The organism is Micromonospora sp. NPDC004704 (assembly GCF_053601675.1).
In genome coordinates this window covers 100,286-118,225 of the sequence record NZ_JBSGCD010000012.1, presented here as the reverse complement: position 1 = coordinate 118,225, position 17,940 = coordinate 100,286, and the positions used below count along the sequence as shown (strand labels likewise).

At 70.6% G+C, this 17,940-nt stretch carries 17 protein-coding genes; 7 read left to right on the top strand and 10 right to left on the bottom strand.

What is annotated here, in order from left to right; genetic code table 11:
• Nucleotides 1-3: 3 nt before the first annotated feature.
• Together ACWEFB_RS18705 and ACWEFB_RS18700 are read right to left on the bottom strand one after the other, a co-directional pair.
• On the bottom strand, nt 4-339 hold the full coding sequence (locus ACWEFB_RS18705; RefSeq protein ID WP_326556958.1) for a hypothetical protein: 336 nt from the start codon (nt 337-339) through the stop codon (nt 4-6).
• 299 nt (nt 340-638) lie between these two features.
• Nucleotides 639-1,604: a heme o synthase gene (locus ACWEFB_RS18700; RefSeq protein ID WP_452286982.1), complete on the bottom strand. Its 966-nt coding sequence runs from the start codon at nt 1,602-1,604 to the stop codon at nt 639-641.
• A 269-nt stretch (nt 1,605-1,873) separates the two neighbouring features.
• Here ACWEFB_RS18700 and tkt point away from each other — a divergent pair, with 269 nt between their 5' ends.
• Genes tkt through pgl form a run of 6 tightly spaced genes read left to right on the top strand, consistent with a single transcriptional unit; the run spans nt 1,874 to nt 10,251 of the window.
• Nucleotides 1,874-4,012 carry a transketolase gene (gene tkt / locus ACWEFB_RS18695; RefSeq protein WP_452286980.1) on the top strand — a complete coding sequence of 713 codons (2,139 nt, stop codon included), beginning with the start codon at nt 1,874-1,876 and terminating at the stop codon, nt 4,010-4,012.
• A 14-nt stretch (nt 4,013-4,026) separates the two neighbouring features.
• Complete coding sequence (gene tal, locus ACWEFB_RS18690) at nt 4,027-5,205, top strand: transaldolase (RefSeq protein ID WP_452286979.1); 1,179 nt, start codon at nt 4,027-4,029, stop codon at nt 5,203-5,205.
• Nucleotides 5,206-5,207: 2 nt separating this feature from the next.
• A complete protein-coding gene (locus ACWEFB_RS18685) occupies nt 5,208-6,854 on the top strand; it encodes a glucose-6-phosphate isomerase (RefSeq protein ID WP_452287135.1) in 1,647 nt (548 codons plus the stop codon).
• A 1-nt stretch (nt 6,855) separates the two neighbouring features.
• Nucleotides 6,856-8,403, top strand: a complete 1,548-nt coding sequence (gene zwf / locus ACWEFB_RS18680) for a glucose-6-phosphate dehydrogenase (RefSeq protein WP_452286977.1) — start codon at nt 6,856-6,858, stop codon at nt 8,401-8,403.
• A 43-nt stretch (nt 8,404-8,446) separates the two neighbouring features.
• Nucleotides 8,447-9,484, top strand: coding sequence for a glucose-6-phosphate dehydrogenase assembly protein OpcA (locus ACWEFB_RS18675; RefSeq protein ID WP_452286975.1), 1,038 nt, complete (start codon nt 8,447-8,449; stop codon nt 9,482-9,484).
• The gene (gene pgl, locus ACWEFB_RS18670; protein WP_452286973.1) at nt 9,481-10,251 is read left to right on the top strand and encodes a 6-phosphogluconolactonase; all 771 of its coding nucleotides are present in this window, start codon (nt 9,481-9,483) and stop codon (nt 10,249-10,251) included. The genes ACWEFB_RS18675 and pgl overlap by 4 nt, the downstream gene beginning before the upstream one ends.
• A 52-nt stretch (nt 10,252-10,303) precedes the next feature.
• On the opposite strand, the gene ACWEFB_RS18665 is transcribed toward pgl, so the two are convergent.
• The 8 genes from ACWEFB_RS18665 to rapZ form a co-directional block, all read right to left on the bottom strand.
• The gene (locus ACWEFB_RS18665; RefSeq protein ID WP_326556951.1) at nt 10,304-10,642 is read right to left on the bottom strand and encodes an RNA polymerase-binding protein RbpA; all 339 of its coding nucleotides are present in this window, start codon (nt 10,640-10,642) and stop codon (nt 10,304-10,306) included.
• A 135-nt stretch (nt 10,643-10,777) separates the two neighbouring features.
• The gene (gene secG / locus ACWEFB_RS18660) at nt 10,778-11,035 is read right to left on the bottom strand and encodes a preprotein translocase subunit SecG (protein ID WP_326556950.1); all 258 of its coding nucleotides are present in this window, start codon (nt 11,033-11,035) and stop codon (nt 10,778-10,780) included.
• A gap of 48 nt (nt 11,036-11,083) precedes the next feature.
• Nucleotides 11,084-11,875 (bottom strand): triose-phosphate isomerase, encoded by a 792-nt coding sequence (gene tpiA / locus ACWEFB_RS18655; protein ID WP_452286971.1) that lies wholly within the window; start codon nt 11,873-11,875, stop codon nt 11,084-11,086.
• Nucleotides 11,875-13,074 (bottom strand): phosphoglycerate kinase, encoded by a 1,200-nt coding sequence (locus ACWEFB_RS18650; RefSeq protein ID WP_326556948.1) that lies wholly within the window; start codon nt 13,072-13,074, stop codon nt 11,875-11,877. Before ACWEFB_RS18650 ends, tpiA begins: the two co-directional genes overlap by 1 nt.
• Entirely contained in the window at nt 13,071-14,075 is a 1,005-nt protein-coding gene (gene gap / locus ACWEFB_RS18645; protein ID WP_452286969.1) for a type I glyceraldehyde-3-phosphate dehydrogenase, read from the bottom strand. The genes ACWEFB_RS18650 and gap overlap by 4 nt, the downstream gene beginning before the upstream one ends.
• A gap of 302 nt (nt 14,076-14,377) precedes the next feature.
• Nucleotides 14,378-15,358 carry a DNA-binding protein WhiA gene (gene whiA, locus ACWEFB_RS18640; protein WP_326556946.1) on the bottom strand — a complete coding sequence of 327 codons (981 nt, stop codon included), beginning with the start codon at nt 15,356-15,358 and terminating at the stop codon, nt 14,378-14,380.
• A gap of 51 nt (nt 15,359-15,409) precedes the next feature.
• Nucleotides 15,410-16,387 carry a gluconeogenesis factor YvcK family protein gene (locus ACWEFB_RS18635; protein WP_452286967.1) on the bottom strand — a complete coding sequence of 326 codons (978 nt, stop codon included), beginning with the start codon at nt 16,385-16,387 and terminating at the stop codon, nt 15,410-15,412.
• Nucleotides 16,384-17,256: an RNase adapter RapZ gene (rapZ, locus tag ACWEFB_RS18630; protein WP_452287133.1), complete on the bottom strand. Its 873-nt coding sequence runs from the start codon at nt 17,254-17,256 to the stop codon at nt 16,384-16,386. The genes ACWEFB_RS18635 and rapZ overlap by 4 nt, the downstream gene beginning before the upstream one ends.
• A gap of 184 nt (nt 17,257-17,440) precedes the next feature.
• On the opposite strand from rapZ, the gene ACWEFB_RS18625 reads away from it, so the two are divergent.
• On the top strand, nt 17,441-17,650 hold the full coding sequence (locus tag ACWEFB_RS18625) for an MbtH family protein (protein WP_452286965.1): 210 nt from the start codon (nt 17,441-17,443) through the stop codon (nt 17,648-17,650).
• The last annotated feature ends 290 nt before the right edge of the window (nt 17,651-17,940 follow it).

Here is a 17,940-nt window from a genome sequence, read left to right as displayed (position 1 = left end):
TTGTCAACGGGCCATCACGCGCCGGGCCATCGACCGCCACAGGTCGTTGCTCGGCCGCATCTGGTCCATCAGCTCCCGCTCCCATTCGTTCTCCACCGTCACGCCCGCCTTCTCGCAGGCCAGTCGGGCGACATCGGTGCCGTCCGCGAACTGGTCCGCCCACACGCCGTCCTCGCCGACCAGGACGATGCGTGCTCCCCGCTTGCCGACGTATTCGATGACCGCCTTCGCGCCGCCGTGTCCGGCGGCGAACGTTTTGATGCCGGCTACCAGACCGCTCGGAGCCGGGGTCGCGACGGTCTCTTCACTCGTCAGCGTCGTATCGGAACCATCTGCCATGAGCCGAAGCCTAAGCAGAGGTCGCCTCACATGCTGGTCGGTTGTCAGGAATATGTGATGCCAATTACCTATCAGTTTAAGGAGAAGCACAGGTGGTTTATGCCCATTTATCCGTTATAGGGGTTCATCATTATGGGATGAACCAGGGCAAATCACTGTCGCCCCTGAGTCGACTCGACTCAGCTCGCCAATAGGGTGGTTCTCGGCATACCGGGCGGATCAGATTTAATCAGGTCGATCAGCACGATTCATCATGGTCGATCGGTTGCGTCGACCAATCCGAACGCCGGGCAGCGTGCTCAGACGAGGGCGTCGAGCGCGACCGCGACGAACAGGATCGTCAGGTACGTGGTCGACCAGTGGAACAGCCGCATCGGCTTGAGCGGTTCACCCCGGCGGCCCCGGCTCTGCAACCGGTGTGCCTCGAGCAGGAAGATCGCCCCGACGACCACGGCCGTACCGCCGTAGATCGGGCCCAGCTCCGCGCTCACCGGCCAGGCCGCCAGCGAGGCGGCCACGGTCAGCCAGGAGAAGGCGACGATCTCGATGCCGACCCGCCGGATCGACGCCACCACCGGCAGCATCGGGATGCCCGCCCGCGCGTAGTCGTCCTTGTACTTGATGGCCAGGGCGTAGAAGTGCGGCATCTGCCAGAAGAAGACCAGCGCGAACAGCGCCCACGCGGCCGGCGACAGCGACCCGGTCACCGCGGCCCAGCCGATCAGCACCGGTGCCGCACCGCAGATCCCGCCCCAGAACGTGTTCTGCGGCGTGGTGCGCTTGAGCCACATGGTGTAGACGAGGTCGTAGTAGACGATCGCGCCCAGCGTCAGCGCGGTGGCGAGCCAGTTGGTGAAGACCGCCATCAGGACCACCGACACCACGGCCAGGGTCAGACCGAAAATCAGCGCGCTGCGCGGCGCCACCGTGTGCGTCGGCAGCGGACGCCGCTTGGTACGCCGCATCAACTGGTCGATGTCCCGGTCGATGTAGCAGTTCAACGCGTTGGCGGCCCCCGCTGCCAGCGAGCCGCCGACCAGCACCACCACGATCAGCCAGATCGACCCCAGCCCGCGCGCCGCCAGCATCATCGCCGGCACCGTCGTCACCAGCAGCAGCTCGACGATCCGGGGCTTGGTGAGCGAGACGTACGACCGGACCACCGCGCCGAGGTCACGACCCCCGGTGACCGAGCCGGCCGGCGTTTCGGCCTCCGGCTCCCCCGCAGGGCTGGTGGCGACCGGTCGCTCGGTGATCGTGCTCACGGATTGCCACCTTCCGGCATCGAGGCGGGAGATCGGATTTCGACGGCGACCTGGCAAGGTCAGCACGCCGAGCGACAGCCTACGCGTCGCCCTTTTGGCTGACCGGGCGACCCGTCAAGGGTGCGGGCGGTCACATCTCGCGACGCGCCCGCGCAAGCGAATCGGCCGGGTCGAGAGTATCGGCATCTGGATCCCCGGGCGCACGTTTAGCCCGGGTCGCTAGGGTCATCCCAGAGGGTTCCGACCACTGCCTAGGAGCACAAACGATCGTGGCTGCCAAACGACCCGCGCAATCTCCGCTGAACTGGTCCGACCTCGATCGTCGGGCCGTCGATACCGTTCGTGTGCTGGCCATGGATGCCGTGGAGAAAGCCGGCAACGGCCACCCCGGCACGGCGATGAGCCTGGCGCCGGCCGCGTACCTGATTTTCAACCGGCTGCTGAAGCACGACCCCACCGACGCGGCCTGGCCGGGTCGGGACCGGTTCGTCCTCTCCGCCGGCCACTCCAGCCTCACCCTCTACATCCAGCTCTATCTGAGCGGGTACGGGCTCGGCCTGGATGACCTGAAGTCGTTGCGCCAGTGGGGTTCGCTCACCCCGGCCCACCCCGAGCACGGTCACACCGTCGGCGTCGAGACCACCACCGGCCCGCTCGGCCAGGGAATCGGCAACGCGGTCGGGATGGCGATGGCGGCCCGGCGCGAACGCGGCCTGCTGGACCCGGACGCCGAGCCCGGACAGTCCGTCTTCGACCACCACATCTGGTGCATCGCCTCGGACGGCGACATCGAGGAGGGCATCAGCCACGAGGCCAGCTCCCTCGCCGCGCACCAGAAGCTCGGCAACCTCGTACTGATCTACGACGACAACGAGATCTCGATCGAGGACGACACCCGGATCGCCAAGAGCGAGGACGTCACCGCGCGGTACGCCGCGTACGGCTGGCACGTGCAGACCGTCGACTGGCGCGCCGGTGACGCCGACAAGGGCGACTACCACGAGGACGTCGAGGCGCTCTACGCCGCGCTGAACGCCGCCAAGGAGAACACCGACCGGCCCTCGTTCATCGCGCTGCGGACCATCATCGGCTGGCCCGCGCCGAACAAGCAGAACACCGGCAAGATCCACGGTTCGGCGCTCGGCGCCGACGAGGTCGCCGCCACCAAGAAGATCCTCGGCTTCGACCCGGCGCAGAACTTCGCCGTCGCCGACGAGGTGCTCGCGCACGCCCGGGGCACCGTCGAGCGGGGCCAGGCCGAGCACGCCGAGTGGAACAAGGCGTACGAGGCGTGGGCGAAGGCGAACCCCGAGCGCAAGGCGCTGCACGACCGCCTCTCCACCCGTACGCTGCCGGACGGCTGGACCGACGCGCTGCCGACGTGGCCGGCGGACGCCAAGGGCGTCGCCACCCGGGCCGCCTCGGGCAAGGTCCTGGAGGCGCTCGCCCCGGTGCTACCCGAACTCTGGGGCGGCTCGGCCGACCTGGCCGAGAGCAACAACACCACGATGAAGGGCGAGCCGTCGTTCATCCCGGCCGAGTACGCCACCAAGGACTTCCCCGGTCACGAGTACGGCCGCACGCTGCACTTCGGCATCCGTGAGCACGCCATGGGCGCGATCCTCAACGGCATCGCGCTGCACGGCGGCACCCGCCCCTACGGCGGCACGTTCCTGGTCTTCAGCGACTACATGCGCCCCTCGGTACGGCTCGCCGCGCTGATGAAGCTCCCGGTGGCCTACGTCTGGACGCACGACTCGATCGGCCTCGGCGAGGACGGACCGACCCACCAGCCGGTCGAGCACCTCACCGCGCTGCGCGCCATCCCCGGCCTGGACGTGATCCGGCCGGCCGACGCCAACGAGACCGCCTGGGCCTGGCGGCAGGCGCTGACCAACACCGACCGACCGGCCGCGCTCGCCCTGAGCCGGCAGCCGTTGCCGACCCTCGACCGGGAGGCCCTAGCCCCCGCCGAGGGCACGGCCAAGGGCGGCTACATCCTGGCCGAGGCGTCCAACGCGCAGCCCGAGGTCATCCTCATCGGCACCGGCTCCGAGGTGCAGCTCTGCCTCACCGCGCGGGAGCGCCTGGAGGCGTCCGGCACGCCGACCCGGGTCGTCTCGATGCCGTGCCAGGAGTGGTTCCACGAGCAGGACTCGGCGTACCGCGAGTCGGTGCTGCCGCGGGCGGTACGGGCCCGGGTCAGCGTCGAGGCCGGCATCGGCATGTCCTGGCGTGAACTGGTCGGCGAACTGGGCGAGATGGTGAGCCTGGAACACTACGGTGCGAGCGCCCCGCACACGGTCCTGTTCGAGCAGTTCGGTTTCACTCCCGACCACATCGTCGCCGCCGCACACGCGTCGCTGGCACGGGTCGGCGAGATCACTGGTTACACCACCGGTAACTGAGAGAAGGTCAGCACATGACGGACAGGTTGAGCGAGCTCACCGCGGCAGGCGTCGCGGTCTGGCTCGATGATCTCTCAAGGGTGCGGCTCAGCTCCGGCGGGCTGGACCAGCTGCGACGCGAGAAGCACATGGTCGGGGTCACCACGAACCCGACGATCTTCGCCAAGGCGCTCAGCGACGCCGACGAGTACAACTGGCAGTTGCGTGACCTGGCCATCCGCGGGGTGGCCGTGGAAGAGGCCGTACGCATGCTGACCACGTACGACGTCCGCTGGGCCACCGACGTGATGCGCCCCGCGTACGACAGCTCGGCCGGAGTGGACGGGCGGGTGTCGATCGAGGTCGACCCGCGGCTCGCCCACGAGACCGAGAAGACCGTCGCCGAGGCCAAGGCACTCTGGTGGCTGGTCGACCGGCCGAACCTCTACATCAAGATCCCGGCGACCGAGGCCGGCCTGCCGGCGATCACCGCGACCCTGGCCGAGGGGATCAGCGTCAACGTCACGCTGATCTTCGGGCTGGACCGCTACTCGCAGGTCATGGAGGCCTTCCTGGCCGGCCTGGAGCAGGCGAAGGCGAACGGGCACGACCTGACCAAGATCGGTTCGGTCGCCTCGTTCTTCGTCTCCCGCGTCGACTCCGAGGTCGACAAACGGCTCGAGAAGATCGGGTCGGCCGAGGCGAAGGCCCTCAAGGGCAAGGCGGCTGTCGCCAACGCCCAGCTCGCCTACGAGCGCTACACCGAGGTCTTCTCCTCGGACCGCTGGCAGGCGCTCGCCGACGCCGGTGCGCACCCGCAGCGCCCGCTCTGGGCCTCCACCTCCACGAAGAACCCGGACTACCGCGACGTGATCTACGTCGAGGAACTGGTCGCGCCCGGTACGGTCAACACCATGCCGGAAGCGGTCATCCACGCGTACGCCGACCACGGCGAGACCCGGGGTGACACCATCACCGGCTCGTACGACGCCGCCCGCAAGGTCTTTGCCGACCTGGGCACGGTCGGCATCGACTTCGACGACGTGATCGAGGCGCTGGAGCGCGAGGGCGTGGAGAAGTTCGAGGCGAGCTGGGAGGAACTGCTCGACGGCGTACGCAAGTCGCTCGAAGCAGCCGCCAAGGGCGCCAGCCAGCCCAACGCGGCGGCCCAGGACAACGCCCAGGCAGCCCAGCAGGCGGGAGGCAACGCGTGACCGTGACCCAGGACCTGGGGAGCGCGGAGGCGGCGGCCGGACTGACGGTCCACGGCGCGGAGGCGATCGACGCCTCCGCGCCCGGCTCCACCCGCGCCGCCCTGGTCGCCGACGACGCCCCGCGCCGGCTCGCGACCAAGGACGCCACCCTCTGGGGGCCGGACGCGCAGGCCGAGGCGTCGAAGCGGCTCGGCTGGGTGGACACCCACCAGCGCAGCCGCGAACTCCTCCCCCAGCTCGCCGAACTCAAGGCCGAACTGGCCGACCTCGACCACGTCGTACTGGCCGGGATGGGTGGCTCGTCGCTCGCCCCCGAGGTCATCGCCCGCACCCTGGGACGACCGCTGACCGTGCTCGACACCACCGACCCGGGCCAGGTCCGGGCCGCCCTCGGGGACCGGCTGCTGAACACCGTCGTGGTGGTCGCCAGCAAGTCCGGCTCCACGGTGGAGACCGACAGCCACCGGCGGGCGTACTGGCAGGCGTTCCTGGACGCCGGGCTGACCGAGGCCGAGGCCGGACGGCACTTCGTGATCGTCACCGACCCCGGCTCCCCGCTGGCCGACACCGCCGCCCAGATGGGCGCCTTTGTTGTCCTCGCCGACCCGAACGTGGGCGGCCGGTACTCGGCGCTGACCGCGTTCGGCCTGGTCCCCTCGGCACTGGCCGGGGTCGAGGTGGTCGAACTGCTGGACCAGGCCGAGGAACTGGCCGGGTCGCTCGCCGGGGACAAGGACAACCCCGGCCTCGCGCTCGGTGCCGCGCTCGGCACCGCCGCCACCGTGGGCCGGGACAAGATCGCCCTGATTTCGGACGGCACCGGCATCGAGGGGCTCGGCGACTGGGCCGAGCAGCTCATCGCCGAGTCGACCGGCAAGGGCGGTGTCGGCATCCTGCCGGTGGTGGTGGAGTCGCCGCAGGTACCCGGCGCGACCGGGTCGGACGTACTCACCGTCACCTACGGCGGGGCGCTCACCCCGGGCACCTCCCCGGGCGCCGGAATCTCCCCCGACCTGGCCGTGAACGGCCCGCTCGGGGCCCAGTTCCTCGCCTGGGAGTACGCCACCGCGCTGGCCGGGGTGGTGCTCGGCATCGACCCGTTCGACCAGCCGAACGTCACCGAGTCCAAGGAGAACACCAACCGGATCCTGGACGGCGGACTGCCGGCCGAGACGCCGTCGTTCACCGCCGGCTCCATCGAGGTGTACGCCCCCGCCGGCGCCCCGGGCGACCTGCCCGGTGTGCTCCGCTGGCTGATCGACGGCCTCGGCTCGGACGGCTACCTCGGCGTGATGGCGTACCTCGACCGGTTCGGCGACGCCGACGCGGGCCAGGTACGCCCACTGCTCGCCGGTGCGAGCGGTCGCCCGGTGACCTTCGGCTGGGGACCCCGGTTCCTGCACTCGACCGGCCAGTACCACAAGGGTGGCCCGCAGGTCGGCTCGTACCTGCAGATCACCGGGGCGGTCGCCGAGGACCTGCCGGTGCCGGGCAAGCCGTACACCTTCGGTGAGCTGCAGGCGGCGCAGGCTGCCGGCGACCGGCAGGCGCTCGCCGGCCGCAACCGTCCGGTGCTGCGCCTGCACCTGACCGACCGGGCGGCGGGCGTGAGCCAACTCCTCGACGCGGTACGAGAGCTGCGGAGCTGAGATGAGCCCAGGGCTGAGCAAGGAAGGAGACGCCGTGAATCCGCTGCGCGATCCGCAGGACCGGCGGCTACCTCGCATCCCGGAGCCGGTGGCTCTGGTGATTTTCGGCGTGACGGGTGACCTGGCCCAGAAGAAGCTGCTGCCGGCCGTGTACGACCTGGCGAACCGGGGGCTGCTGCCCCCGGGCTTCGTGGTGCTCGGGTTCGCCCGGCGGGACTGGGGGGACGGCGACTTCGAGTCGCTGGCCTACCAGGCCGCGCGCAAGGGTGCCCGTACGCCCTGGCGGGACGAGGTCTGGGCTCGGCTGGCCGGCAACATCAAGTTTGTCGGCGGCTCGTTCGACGACGACGAGGCGTTCGACCACCTCGCCGAGACCCTGGACGACTTGCGCACCACGCACGGGATCGCCGGCAACGCGGCGTTCTACTTCTCCATCCCGCCGGCCGCGTTCCCGATCGTGCTCAAGCAGCTCGCCCGGACCGGGATGGCGGACAACGCCAAGTCCGGCGGCTGGCGGCGGGTCGTGGTCGAAAAGCCGTTCGGCTCCGACCTGCCGTCGGCGAAGGCGCTCAACGACCTGGTCGACGACGTCTTCACCCGCGAGGACGTGTTCCGCATCGACCACTACCTGGGCAAGGAAACCGTCCAGAACATCATGGCGCTGCGGTTCGCGAACAACCTCTTCGAGCCGTTGTGGAACTCCAAGTACGTCGACTCGGTCCAGATCACCATGGCCGAGGACGTCGGGATCGGCTCCCGGGCCGGTTTCTACGACTCGGCCGGCGCCGCCCGCGACGTACTCCAGAACCACCTGTTGCAGCTGCTCGCCCTGGTGGCGATGGAGGAGCCGACCAGCTTCGACGCCGCCGAGATCCGGGCCGAGAAGCTCAAGGTGCTGCGGGCGATCACCATCCCCAAGGACGTCGCCACCGGAACCGTACGCGGGCAGTACCTGCCCGGGTGGGTGGCCGGACAACGGGCGGTCGGTTACCTGGAGGAGAAGGACATCCCGCCGGACTCGACCACCGAGTCGTACGTCGCGGTCCGGCTGGGCATCCAGAACCGGCGGTGGGCCGAGGTGCCGTTCTACATCCGGGCCGGCAAGCGGCTGCCCCGCCGGGTCACCGAGGTGGCCATCATCTTCAAGCGGGCACCGCACCTGCCGTTCAACGCCACCGACATGGAGATGCTGGGCAACAACCAGCTCGTCGTGCGGGTGCAGCCGGACGAGGGCGTGGTGCTGAAGTTCGGCGCGAAGGTGCCCGGCACCACCATGGAGGTCCGCGACATCGCGATGGACTTCCAGTACGGCGAGGCGTTCACCGAGTCCAGCCCCGAGGCGTACGAGCGGCTGGTGCTCGACGTGCTCATCGGGGACCGGACGCTCTTTCCGGACGCGGCCGAGGTGGAACAGAGCTGGCAGGTCATCGACCCGCTCGAAGCCGCCTGGCGGGGCACCCGGCCGGAGCCGTACCGGGCCGGCGAGTGGGGGCCCCGGGCCGCCGACGAGCTGCTGGAACGAGAGGGCCGGGCATGGCGGCGGGCGTGAGCGTGCGTACCGCCGGGCTCGGCGAGCAGACCAGGAGGCTCCTTTGATCGGCCTATGGGATACCACCGGCAACGAGGTGGTGAAGGCGTTGGCCGCGGAGCGGCGCAGCGCGGGCGGGGTGGCCAGTGGGATGGCGCTCACGCTCATCGTGGTGGTGGACGAGAAGCGGGTCCGCGAGGCCGAGGCGGCGGCCACCATCGCCGCGGCGGCGCACCCGTGCCGGCTGCTGGTCGTGGTCCGCTCGGACGTCGAGCGGGAGCAGAGCCGGCTGGACGCGGAGATCGTCGTTGGCGGCCGGCTCGGTCCGTGCGAGGCCGTCGTGATGCGGATGTACGGCCGGCTCGCGCTGCACGCCGAGTCGGTGGTGATGCCGCTGCTGGTCCCGGACGTACCGGTGGTCACCTGGTGGCACAGCGAGCCGCCGTCGCAGATCGCGAACGACTTCCTCGGCGTGGTCGCGGACCGGCGGATCACCGACGCGGCGCAGGCGATCAACCCGATCGACGCGCTGCGTCAGCGGGCGGTGGACTACGCCCCCGGTGACACCGACCTGGCCTGGACCCGGATCACCCCGTGGCGAACCCTGGTGGCCGGCGCGTTCGACACCACCGCGGCCAGGGTCACCGACGCCACCGTGGTGGCGCCGAGCACCGACCCGACGGCGGCCCTGATGATCGGCTGGCTGACCGCCCGGCTCGGCGTCGCGCCGCAGTGGCAGGACACCAACGAGTACGCCCGGATGCGCTCGGTCGAGCTCGACTGCGCCAACGGCGACCGGCTGGTGCTCACCCGGGAGAACAACACCGCGACCTTCGAGCGGACCGGGCAGGCGGACCGTCACCTGCCGCTGACCCGTCGCCCGCTCGGTGACGAGCTGGCCGAGGAGCTGCGGCGACTCGACGCCGACCAGATCTACGCCGAGGCGCTGAGCGCGAGCACGGGCCTCACCGGCCTGGACGCGCGACCGGGGCAGCGGGTGCACATCTGGAAGGACCCGACGCCGCCGCGTCGGCCCGCCGTACCCGCGGGTGCGCAGGGCAGCACTGCGGCACCGGCCGGACCCGGTGGATCCGCGACGTGAGCGAGACCAGTGTTGAGGTACATGCCGACGCGGCCGTACTCGCCCAGGTGGTGGCGGCCCGGTTGGTGGTCAAGCTGATCGACGCGCAGGCGGACCGGGGCGAGGCCGGGGTGGTGCTGACCGGTGGTCGGATCGCCGCCGCGGTTCTCCTCGCGGTACGGGACCTGCCTGCCCGGGACGCCATCGACTGGTCCCGGGTCGACGTCTGGTGGGGTGACGAGCGGTTCCTGCCGTCCGGTCACCCGGAGCGCAACGAGACCCAGGCACGGGCCGCGTTGCTCGACGTACTGCCGCTGGATCCGAACCGGGTGCACGCGATGCCACCGTCGGACGGGCCGGACGGGCCCGATCCGGAGGCGGCGGCCGCCCGGTACGCGGCAACCCTGGAGGCCGCCGCACGGCCCGGTACGGCCTCCCTGCCCCATTTTGACGTACTGATGCTCGGGGTGGGCGAGGACGGCCATGTGGCCTCGGTGTTCCCGGAGCACCCGGTGGGTTACGAGACCCGCCCGGTCAGCGCCGTACGGGGCAGCCCGAAGCCGCCCCCGATCCGGATCACGCTGACCCTGCCGGCGATCAACACGGCCGAGGAGGTCTGGTTGGTGGCGGGCGGTGCCGACAAGGCACGGGCGGTCGGAATGGCTCTGGCCGGCGCCGGTGCGCTGCAGTTGCCGGCGGCCGGCGTACACGGGGTGGAGCGCACCCGGTGGCTGCTGGACCGGGCGGCGGCGACCGAGGTCAAGCCGACCTTCCGCAGCCTGCGCTGAGCCGACCCGCGGCCGGGCCCGACGGTGTGACCGGGGGCCCGGCCGTGATGGGTCAGTGCTCGCCGCGGCGGCGACGCAGCGCGGCGAGCGCCTCGTCGAGCAGGGCCGCGCCGTCGGCGTCGCTGCGCCGTTCCTTCACGTAGGCCAGGTGTGACTTGTGCGGCTCGGCGCGGAGCCGACCCGGCGGGTTGTGCACGTCCTGCCCGGCCGGCTGGCCGCAGTGCGGGCAGTCCCAGGTCTCGGGCGGTGCCACCTCGGCCGCCAGCAGGATTTCCACCATGTGCTCGTTGGCACACCAGTAGGTGACCGGGCGGCGGGGTGCCGGTTCGGACCGGCCGGTCGGACGGGCGGGCCCGGCGCCGACCCTGGTACCACGGATTGCGCTGCTCACGCTGCTCGCTCCTGTCGTCGGAGGGGAACCACCACCGGTGCCGGTGGCGGCGTGTTGCGACGCGGTGCGACAAAACGGCTGCGCGCGGCCCGTTGGTACGGACCGCGCGCAGTTGTTGCGAGTTGCGGCAGGCAGTCAGCTGGACATGGCGAGCTTGAGCCAGAGGCCCAGGCCGACAATACAGGCAAACCAGACAACGCCCACCAGAACCGTGTAACGGTCGAGGTTCTTCTCCGCCACCGACGAACCGGCCAGGCTGGAGCTCACCCCGCCGCCGAACATGCTCGACAACCCGCCACCCTTGCCGCGGTGCAGCAGGATGAGCATGGTGAGCAGCACGCTCGTGATGACCAGCAACACGATCAACGTGTATGCGAACTGGATCGGAAGCATGGTAAGGGTCAGTCCTCTCGTGACGGGCCCGTCAACAATAGCGGCCGGCTATGCGGTGATGTGCTCCGGGAACCGGCAGATTTTCGCGAACTCCTCGGCGTCCAGGCTCGCGCCGCCGATCAGAGCGCCGTCGACGTCCGGCTGAGCCATGATCGACGCGATGTTGGAGGACTTCACCGAGCCCCCGTAGAGGACCCGAACCTGGTCCGCGGTGGCCCGGCCGAACGACTCCGCGATCCGCTCGCGGACGGCCCCACAGACCTCCTGGGCGTTCTCCGGGGTCGCCGTCTTGCCCGTGCCGATCGCCCAGACCGGCTCGTACGCGACCACGACCTGCGCCACCTGCTCCGGGGTCAGCCCCCGCAGGGCGGCGTCGAGCTGGTCGCAGCAGTGCACCACGTGGCGGGACTCCTCGCGGACGTCCAGCCCCTCCCCGATGCAGAGGATCGGCGTGATCTCGCTGCCGAGCGCCGCCACCACCTTGGCGTTCACCACGACGTCGTCCTCGTGGTGGTACGCCCGACGCTCGGAGTGCCCGACCACCACGTACTGGCAGCCGAGCTTGCTCAGCATCGGACCGGAGATGTCCCCGGTGTAGGCACCCGGCGGGTACGGCGACAGGTCCTGCGCGCCGTACCCGATCAGCAGCTTGTCGCCCTCGATCGCGGTCTGCACGCTGCGCAGCGAGGTGAACGGCGGCAGGACCACCGCCTCGACGTCGGTGAGCTGCTGGGCGTTCAGCCGGAACGCCAGGTCCTGGACCAGCTTGTTGGCCTCGAAGTGGTTCAGGTTCATCTTCCAGTTGCCGGCCATCAAGGGCCGGCGTGCAGGCGTAGCCATCACTGCTCCAGGGCGGCGATACCGGGGAGGGTCTTGCCCTCCAGGTACTCCAGCGAGGCACCCCCGCCGGTCGAGATGTGACCGAACGACGACTCGTCCAGGCCGAGTGCGCGTACCGCGGCGGCCGAGTCACCGCCACCGACCACCGTGAACCCGTTCACCGCGGTGATCGCCTCGGCGACGCCCCGGGTGCCGGCCGCGAACGCCGGCATCTCGAACACGCCCATCGGGCCGTTCCAGAAGACCGTCTTGGCGCCGCTGATCACCTCGGCGAAGGCGGCCACCGTACGCGGGCCGACGTCCAGCCCGAGCCGGTTCTGCGGGATCGACTCCGCCGGCACCGTCTCGTGCTCGGCGTCCGGCGCGAACGCCGTCGCGGCCACCACGTCCAGCGGCAACACGATCTTGCCGTCGGCGCGGGCCAGCAGGTCCCGGCAGGTGCCGACCATCTCCTCCTCGAGCAGCGAGGTGCCGACCCCGTGGCCCTGGGCCTTGAGGAAGGTGAAGCACATCCCGCCACCGATGAGCAGCCGGTCGACCGTCGGCAGCAACGCCTCGATCACCGCGAGCTTGTCGGAGACCTTCGACCCGCCGAGCACGACCACGTACGGGCGGTCGGGCTCACCGGTCAACCGGGAGAGCACCTCCACCTCGCGCAGCACCAGCCGGCCGGCGACGTGCGGCAACCGCGCCGGTACGTCGAACACGCTGGCGTGCTTGCGGTGGACCGCGCCGAACGCGTCGTCGACGTACGCCTCGGCGAACCCGGCGAGCTGGTCGGCGAAGGCACCCCGTTCGGCCTCGTCCTTGCTGGTCTCGCCCGGGTTGAACCGCAGGTTCTCCAGCAGCACCAGTTCACCGGAGGCGATCGTGTCGACGGCGGCGCGGGCCGACTCGCCCACGGTGTCGGTCGCGAAGGTCACCGGCGATCCGAGCAGCTCGGCCAGGCGGTCACCGACCGGGGCGAGGCTGTACTGCGGGTCCGGCGCGCCCTTCGGCCGCCCCAGGTGCGAGCAGACGATGATCGCCGCGCCCGCGTCCCGCAGGGCGGTCAGGGTCGGCAGTACCGCCCTGATCCGCCCGTCGTCGGTGATCGCCCCGCTGGCCTTGTCGAGGGGGACGTTCAGGTCGGCGCGTACGAGGACCCGCCGACCCGACACCCCCTCGGCCAGCAGATCGTCGAGGGTACCGATGCTCACAGCGTGGAACCCACCAGCTTGACCAGGTCGACGAGCCGGTTCGAGTAACCCCACTCGTTGTCGTACCAGCCGACGACCTTCACCTGGTTGCCGATCACCTTGGTGAGGCCGGCGTCGAAGATGCAGGAGGCCGGGTCGGTGACGATGTCGGTGGAGACGATCTCGTCCTCGGTGTAGACCAGGATGCCCTTGAGCGGGCCCTCGGCGGCCGCCTTCAGCGCGGCGTTGACCTCTTCGACGGAGGTCTCGCGGCGGGCGGTGATGGTCAGGTCGGTGGCCGAGCCGGTCGGGATCGGCACCCGCAGGGCGAAGCCGTCGAGCTTGCCCTTCAGCTCCGGCAGGACCAGGCCGATGGCCTTCGCGGCACCGGTCGAGGTCGGCACGATGTTGAGCGCGGCGGCGCGGGCCCGGCGGAGGTCCTTGTGCGGACCGTCCTGGAGGTTCTGGTCCTGGGTGTAGGCGTGGATCGTGGTCATCAGACCCTTTTCGATGCCCACCGTGTCGTTGAGCACCTTCGCCATCGGCGCGAGGCAGTTCGTGGTGCACGACGCGTTCGAGATGATGTTGTGCTTCGCCGGGTCGTACTGGTCGTGGTTGACGCCCATGACGACCGTGACGTCCTCGTTCTTCGCCGGAGCGGAGATGATGACCTTCTTGGCGCCGCCGTCGATGTGCGCCTTCGCCTTGGTGGCGTCGGTGAAGAAGCCGGTCGACTCGATCACGACGTCCGCGCCCAGGTCGCCCCACGGCAGCTTGCTCGGGTCCTTCTCGGCGAACGCCTTGAAGGTGTGCCCACCGACGGTGATCTCGTCGGCGGTCGCCTTCGCCTCGTGCGGCAGGCGGCCGAGGATGCTGTCGTACTTGAGCAGGTGCGCCAGCGTGGCGTTGTCGGTCAGGTCGTTCGCGCCGACCAGCTCGATGTCGGCGCCCGAGGCGAGCACCGCACGGAAGAAGTTACGGCCGATTCGGCCAAAGCCGTTGATGCCAACCCGGATGGTCACAGGCCATCTCCTCGCAGTCTGGTCCGACGGCGTTCAGCCCGATCGCCGTCGGAAGTGTGCGCGCCGACCGCAGGAGTCGGCCGCCGATAGTAATCGGCCACCCCGCCGCGGTCCGAGGACCTGACCGCCCGAGGCGGTGAATACGGCGCGAGTAACCGGTTCCGGCCCCGTCGCCGTACGCTCGGTACCTTATCGGAGCGGGGGTCGCCTCGTTGCGTCGGGGCGTAAACCCACCCCCGTCGGGGGATTTTTCGGGCACTGTCGAGGTGGGACGGCCTGGCCGACCACCCGCGGCCGAACCCTCAGACGGCCAGCATGTCCGGCGTGACCGCCGCCTCGGTGTCCGGGATGCCCAGGTCCCGCGCCCGCTTGTCGGCCAGCGCCAGCAGCCGCCGGATCCGCCCCGCGATCGCGTCCTTGGTCAGCGGCGGGTCGGCCAGCGCGCCCAGCTCCTCCAGCGACGCCTGACGGTGCTCCAGCCGCAACTGCCCGGCCGAGGTCAGGTGGTTGGGTGCCTCCTCGGCGAGGATCTCCAGCGCCCTGGTCACCCGGGCGGCGGCGGCCACCGCGGCCCGCGCCGAACGGCGCAGGTTCGCGTCGTCGAAGTTGGCCAACCGGTTGGCGGTGGCCCGTACCTCGCGGCGGACCCGGCGTTCCTCCCAGGCCAGCACGCTGGCGTGGGCACCGATCCGGGTCAGCAGGGCGGCGATCGCGTCACCGTCCTTGACCACCACCCGGTCGACGCCGCGTACCTCGCGGGCCTTGGCGGTGATCCCGATCCGGCGGGCCGCGCCGACCAGGGCCAGCGCCGACTCAGGGCCGGGGCAGGTGATCTCGAGCGCGCAGGAGCGGCCCGGCTCGGTCAGCGAGCCGTGCGCCATGAACGCACCCCGCCAGGCCGCGACCGCGCAGCAGACGTTCGCCGCCACCACGTGCGGCGGCAGACCGCGTACGGGCCGACCCCGGACGTCGAGCAGCCCGGTCTGCCGGGCCAGCGCCTCCCCGTCCTTGACCACCCGGACGATGTAGTGACTGCCCTTGCGCAGCCCACCGGAGGCGAGTACGTGAATCTCGCTCGGGTAGCCGTACACCTCGGCCACCTCGCGGCGCAGTCGCCGGGCGACCGAGCCGGTGTCCAGTTCCGCCTCCACCACCACCCGCCCGGAGACGATGTGCAGGCCGCCCGCGAACCGCAGCAGGGCGGCCATCTCCGCTCTGCGGCAGCAGGGTTTGGGCACGTCGACCCGGCTCAGCTCGTCCTTGACCGCAGCTGTCATCGCCATTGTCGTCACCTCGTGGCCGGTTCCGGCATGATGCCGGTGATTCGTACGTGCTTAACGATCGGCGCCCAGGACAGGCACCAGCGCGGCTCCCAATGCATCGGGATCGTGTCGTGGGCTGCCGTCCTGGACAGCCACCGGAGCGAGCACCAGCCGCGCACCCAGCGATTCTGCCGCACGATCGACCGGTTCGGGGTCACCTACGGCTTTCCCGTCGGCAAGAACCAGATCGACCCGCAGTTCCGGCAGGTACCAGCGCAGCGCGGCCAGGTGGTCCGCCACCGACAGGCCGAGCGTCTCCTGCTCGCTCGCCAGGTTCAGGGTGACCAGCCGGCGGGCCGGGCTCGCCACGATCGCGGCGGCCAGCTCCGGCACCAGCAGGTGCGGGATCACGCTGGTGTACCAGCTACCCGGACCGAAGATCAACCAGTCCGCCTCGCCGACCGCGACGACCGCCTCCCGGCAGGCCCTCGGTCCGGACGGGGTCAGCCGCACCGACTCCACCCGTCCCGGGGTCACCGCCACCGCGTGCTGGCCGCGTACGGTCTGCACCGCCTCCGGCCGGGTCGGGTCGGTGCCGCGTACCCGCGCCTCGATCCCGATCTGCTGGCAGGACATGGGCAGCACCCGCCCGATCGCGCCGAGCATCGCCCCGGCGTGGTCGAGCGCGGCGACCGGGTCGCCGAGCTGCTCCATCAGGCCGAGCAGGACCAGGTTGCCGACCGCGTGACCGGCCAGCGGGTCCTCGTCGGGCGGCCGGTTGCCCCCGGCGGTGAACCGGTGCTGGAACAGCTCCGCGCTGCGCCGGGTGGCCGGGTACTCGGCGGCCAGGGCGACCAGCGCCTGGCGCAGGTCACCCGGGGGGAGCGCGCCCCGCTCGGCGCGCAGCCGGCCGCTGGAGCCGCCGTCGTCACCGACGGTCACCACCGCGGTGATGTCCAGTTCGAGGTCGGGCGCGCACCGGCGCAGGGCCCGCAGGGACGCCGACAGGCCGTGGCCGCCACCGAACGCGACGACCTTGATCGCCGTCACTCGCGGCCCAGGTCGCGGTGCTGGGCGTTCGCGGCCAGCCGGGCCTGGCGCAGCCGGCTGGCGAGTTCCTCCGCGATCGCCACGCTGCGGTGCTTGCCGCCGGTGCAGCCGACCGCGACGGTCAGGTACCGCTTGCCCTCACGCTCGAAGCCGGGCGCGGTCGCGTTGATCAGGCGGGCGTACGTCTCGACGAAGGTCGTCGCACCGTGCTGGCCCAGCACGTACCGGCTCACCGCTTCCTCCCGCCCGTTGTGCTCGCGCAGCTCCGGTACCCAGTACGGGTTCGGCAGGAACCGGGCGTCGAGCACGAAGTCGGCGTCCGGGGGCAGCCCGTACTTGAAGCCGAAGGAGAGGACGGTGACCTTGAGCCGTCGGGCGTCCTCACCGCCGAAGAGTTCCTCCACCCGGCTGCGGAGCTGGTTGACGTTGAGATGACTGGTGTCGATGATCACGTCGGCCTGCTCGCGGGCCTCCTCGAGCAGGCCGCGCTCGACCGCGATGCCGTCGGCGAGCCGCCCGTCACCCTGGAGCGGGTGCGAGCGCCGGACGCTCTCGAAGCGGCGGATCAGCACCTCGTCGTCGGCGTCGACGAAGACCACCCGGGGCTGGAAGCCGCGCTCCTTGAGCGCCCGGATGGCCCCGGACAGGTCGGTGGAGAAGGCGCGACTGCGTACGTCCAGCACCATCGCGGTCTGCCGGGTGGTCCCGCCGGCCTGGAAGGCCAGCTCGGCCATGTCCAGCATCAGCGCCTGCGGCAGGTTGTCCACCACGTAGAAGCCGACGTTCTCCAGGGCCCGGGCCACCGTGCTGCGACCGCCGCCGGAGACCCCGGTGACCACGACGAGATCGGTCTCGGACCGGCTCGGCACCGCGTCGGCCGCGGTGTCCTCCGAGCGTGATCCGTGCGCGCCGCCGCGCTCGCTCACCTGTTACCCCCAAGCCGCGCGCGTACGACGAACGCCGATCGTCGATCGGCACCGTGCTCGCGGGATCGATGTATAGTCACCTGTCACCGTCCCAGGCCGCCGAGCCCCCCATGTGTGGAGTGTGCCCGTGGAAGAAGCCGAGGATCAGCGTCGCTACCACGTAGTTGTCAACGACGAAGAGCAGTACTCTATCTGGCCGGTCGGGTCCGAGCCGCCACCGGGTTGGCAGCGGGCCGGGGTCGAGGGTGACCGGGCGACCTGCCTGGCCCACATAGACGAGGTGTGGACCGATCTGCGCCCGCGGGGCCTGCGGGAGTGGCTGACCGCCGGGGTGTGATCCGGTTCGCAACCGCGAGCGGGCGTCTCGATTGTTCGAGGCGCCCGTTTTTGTATGCCAAGACGGGAATGAGCAGCGCGCCCGCGAATGCACCCTGGATCCGTACGGAATCATTAATCTTCTTTTGTTTTTTGCAACGAATGGCGGCCACCCGGGCCGACCGGCAACCCCGGTGGCCCCCCGCGGGGTCCGGCATTCTTGAATGGGTACCCCCAACACGGACAGGGCCGGGTAACGACAACTTCGTGGCTTTTTGTCATAGAGAATGTGGTCAAATCGGCTCCTATCTC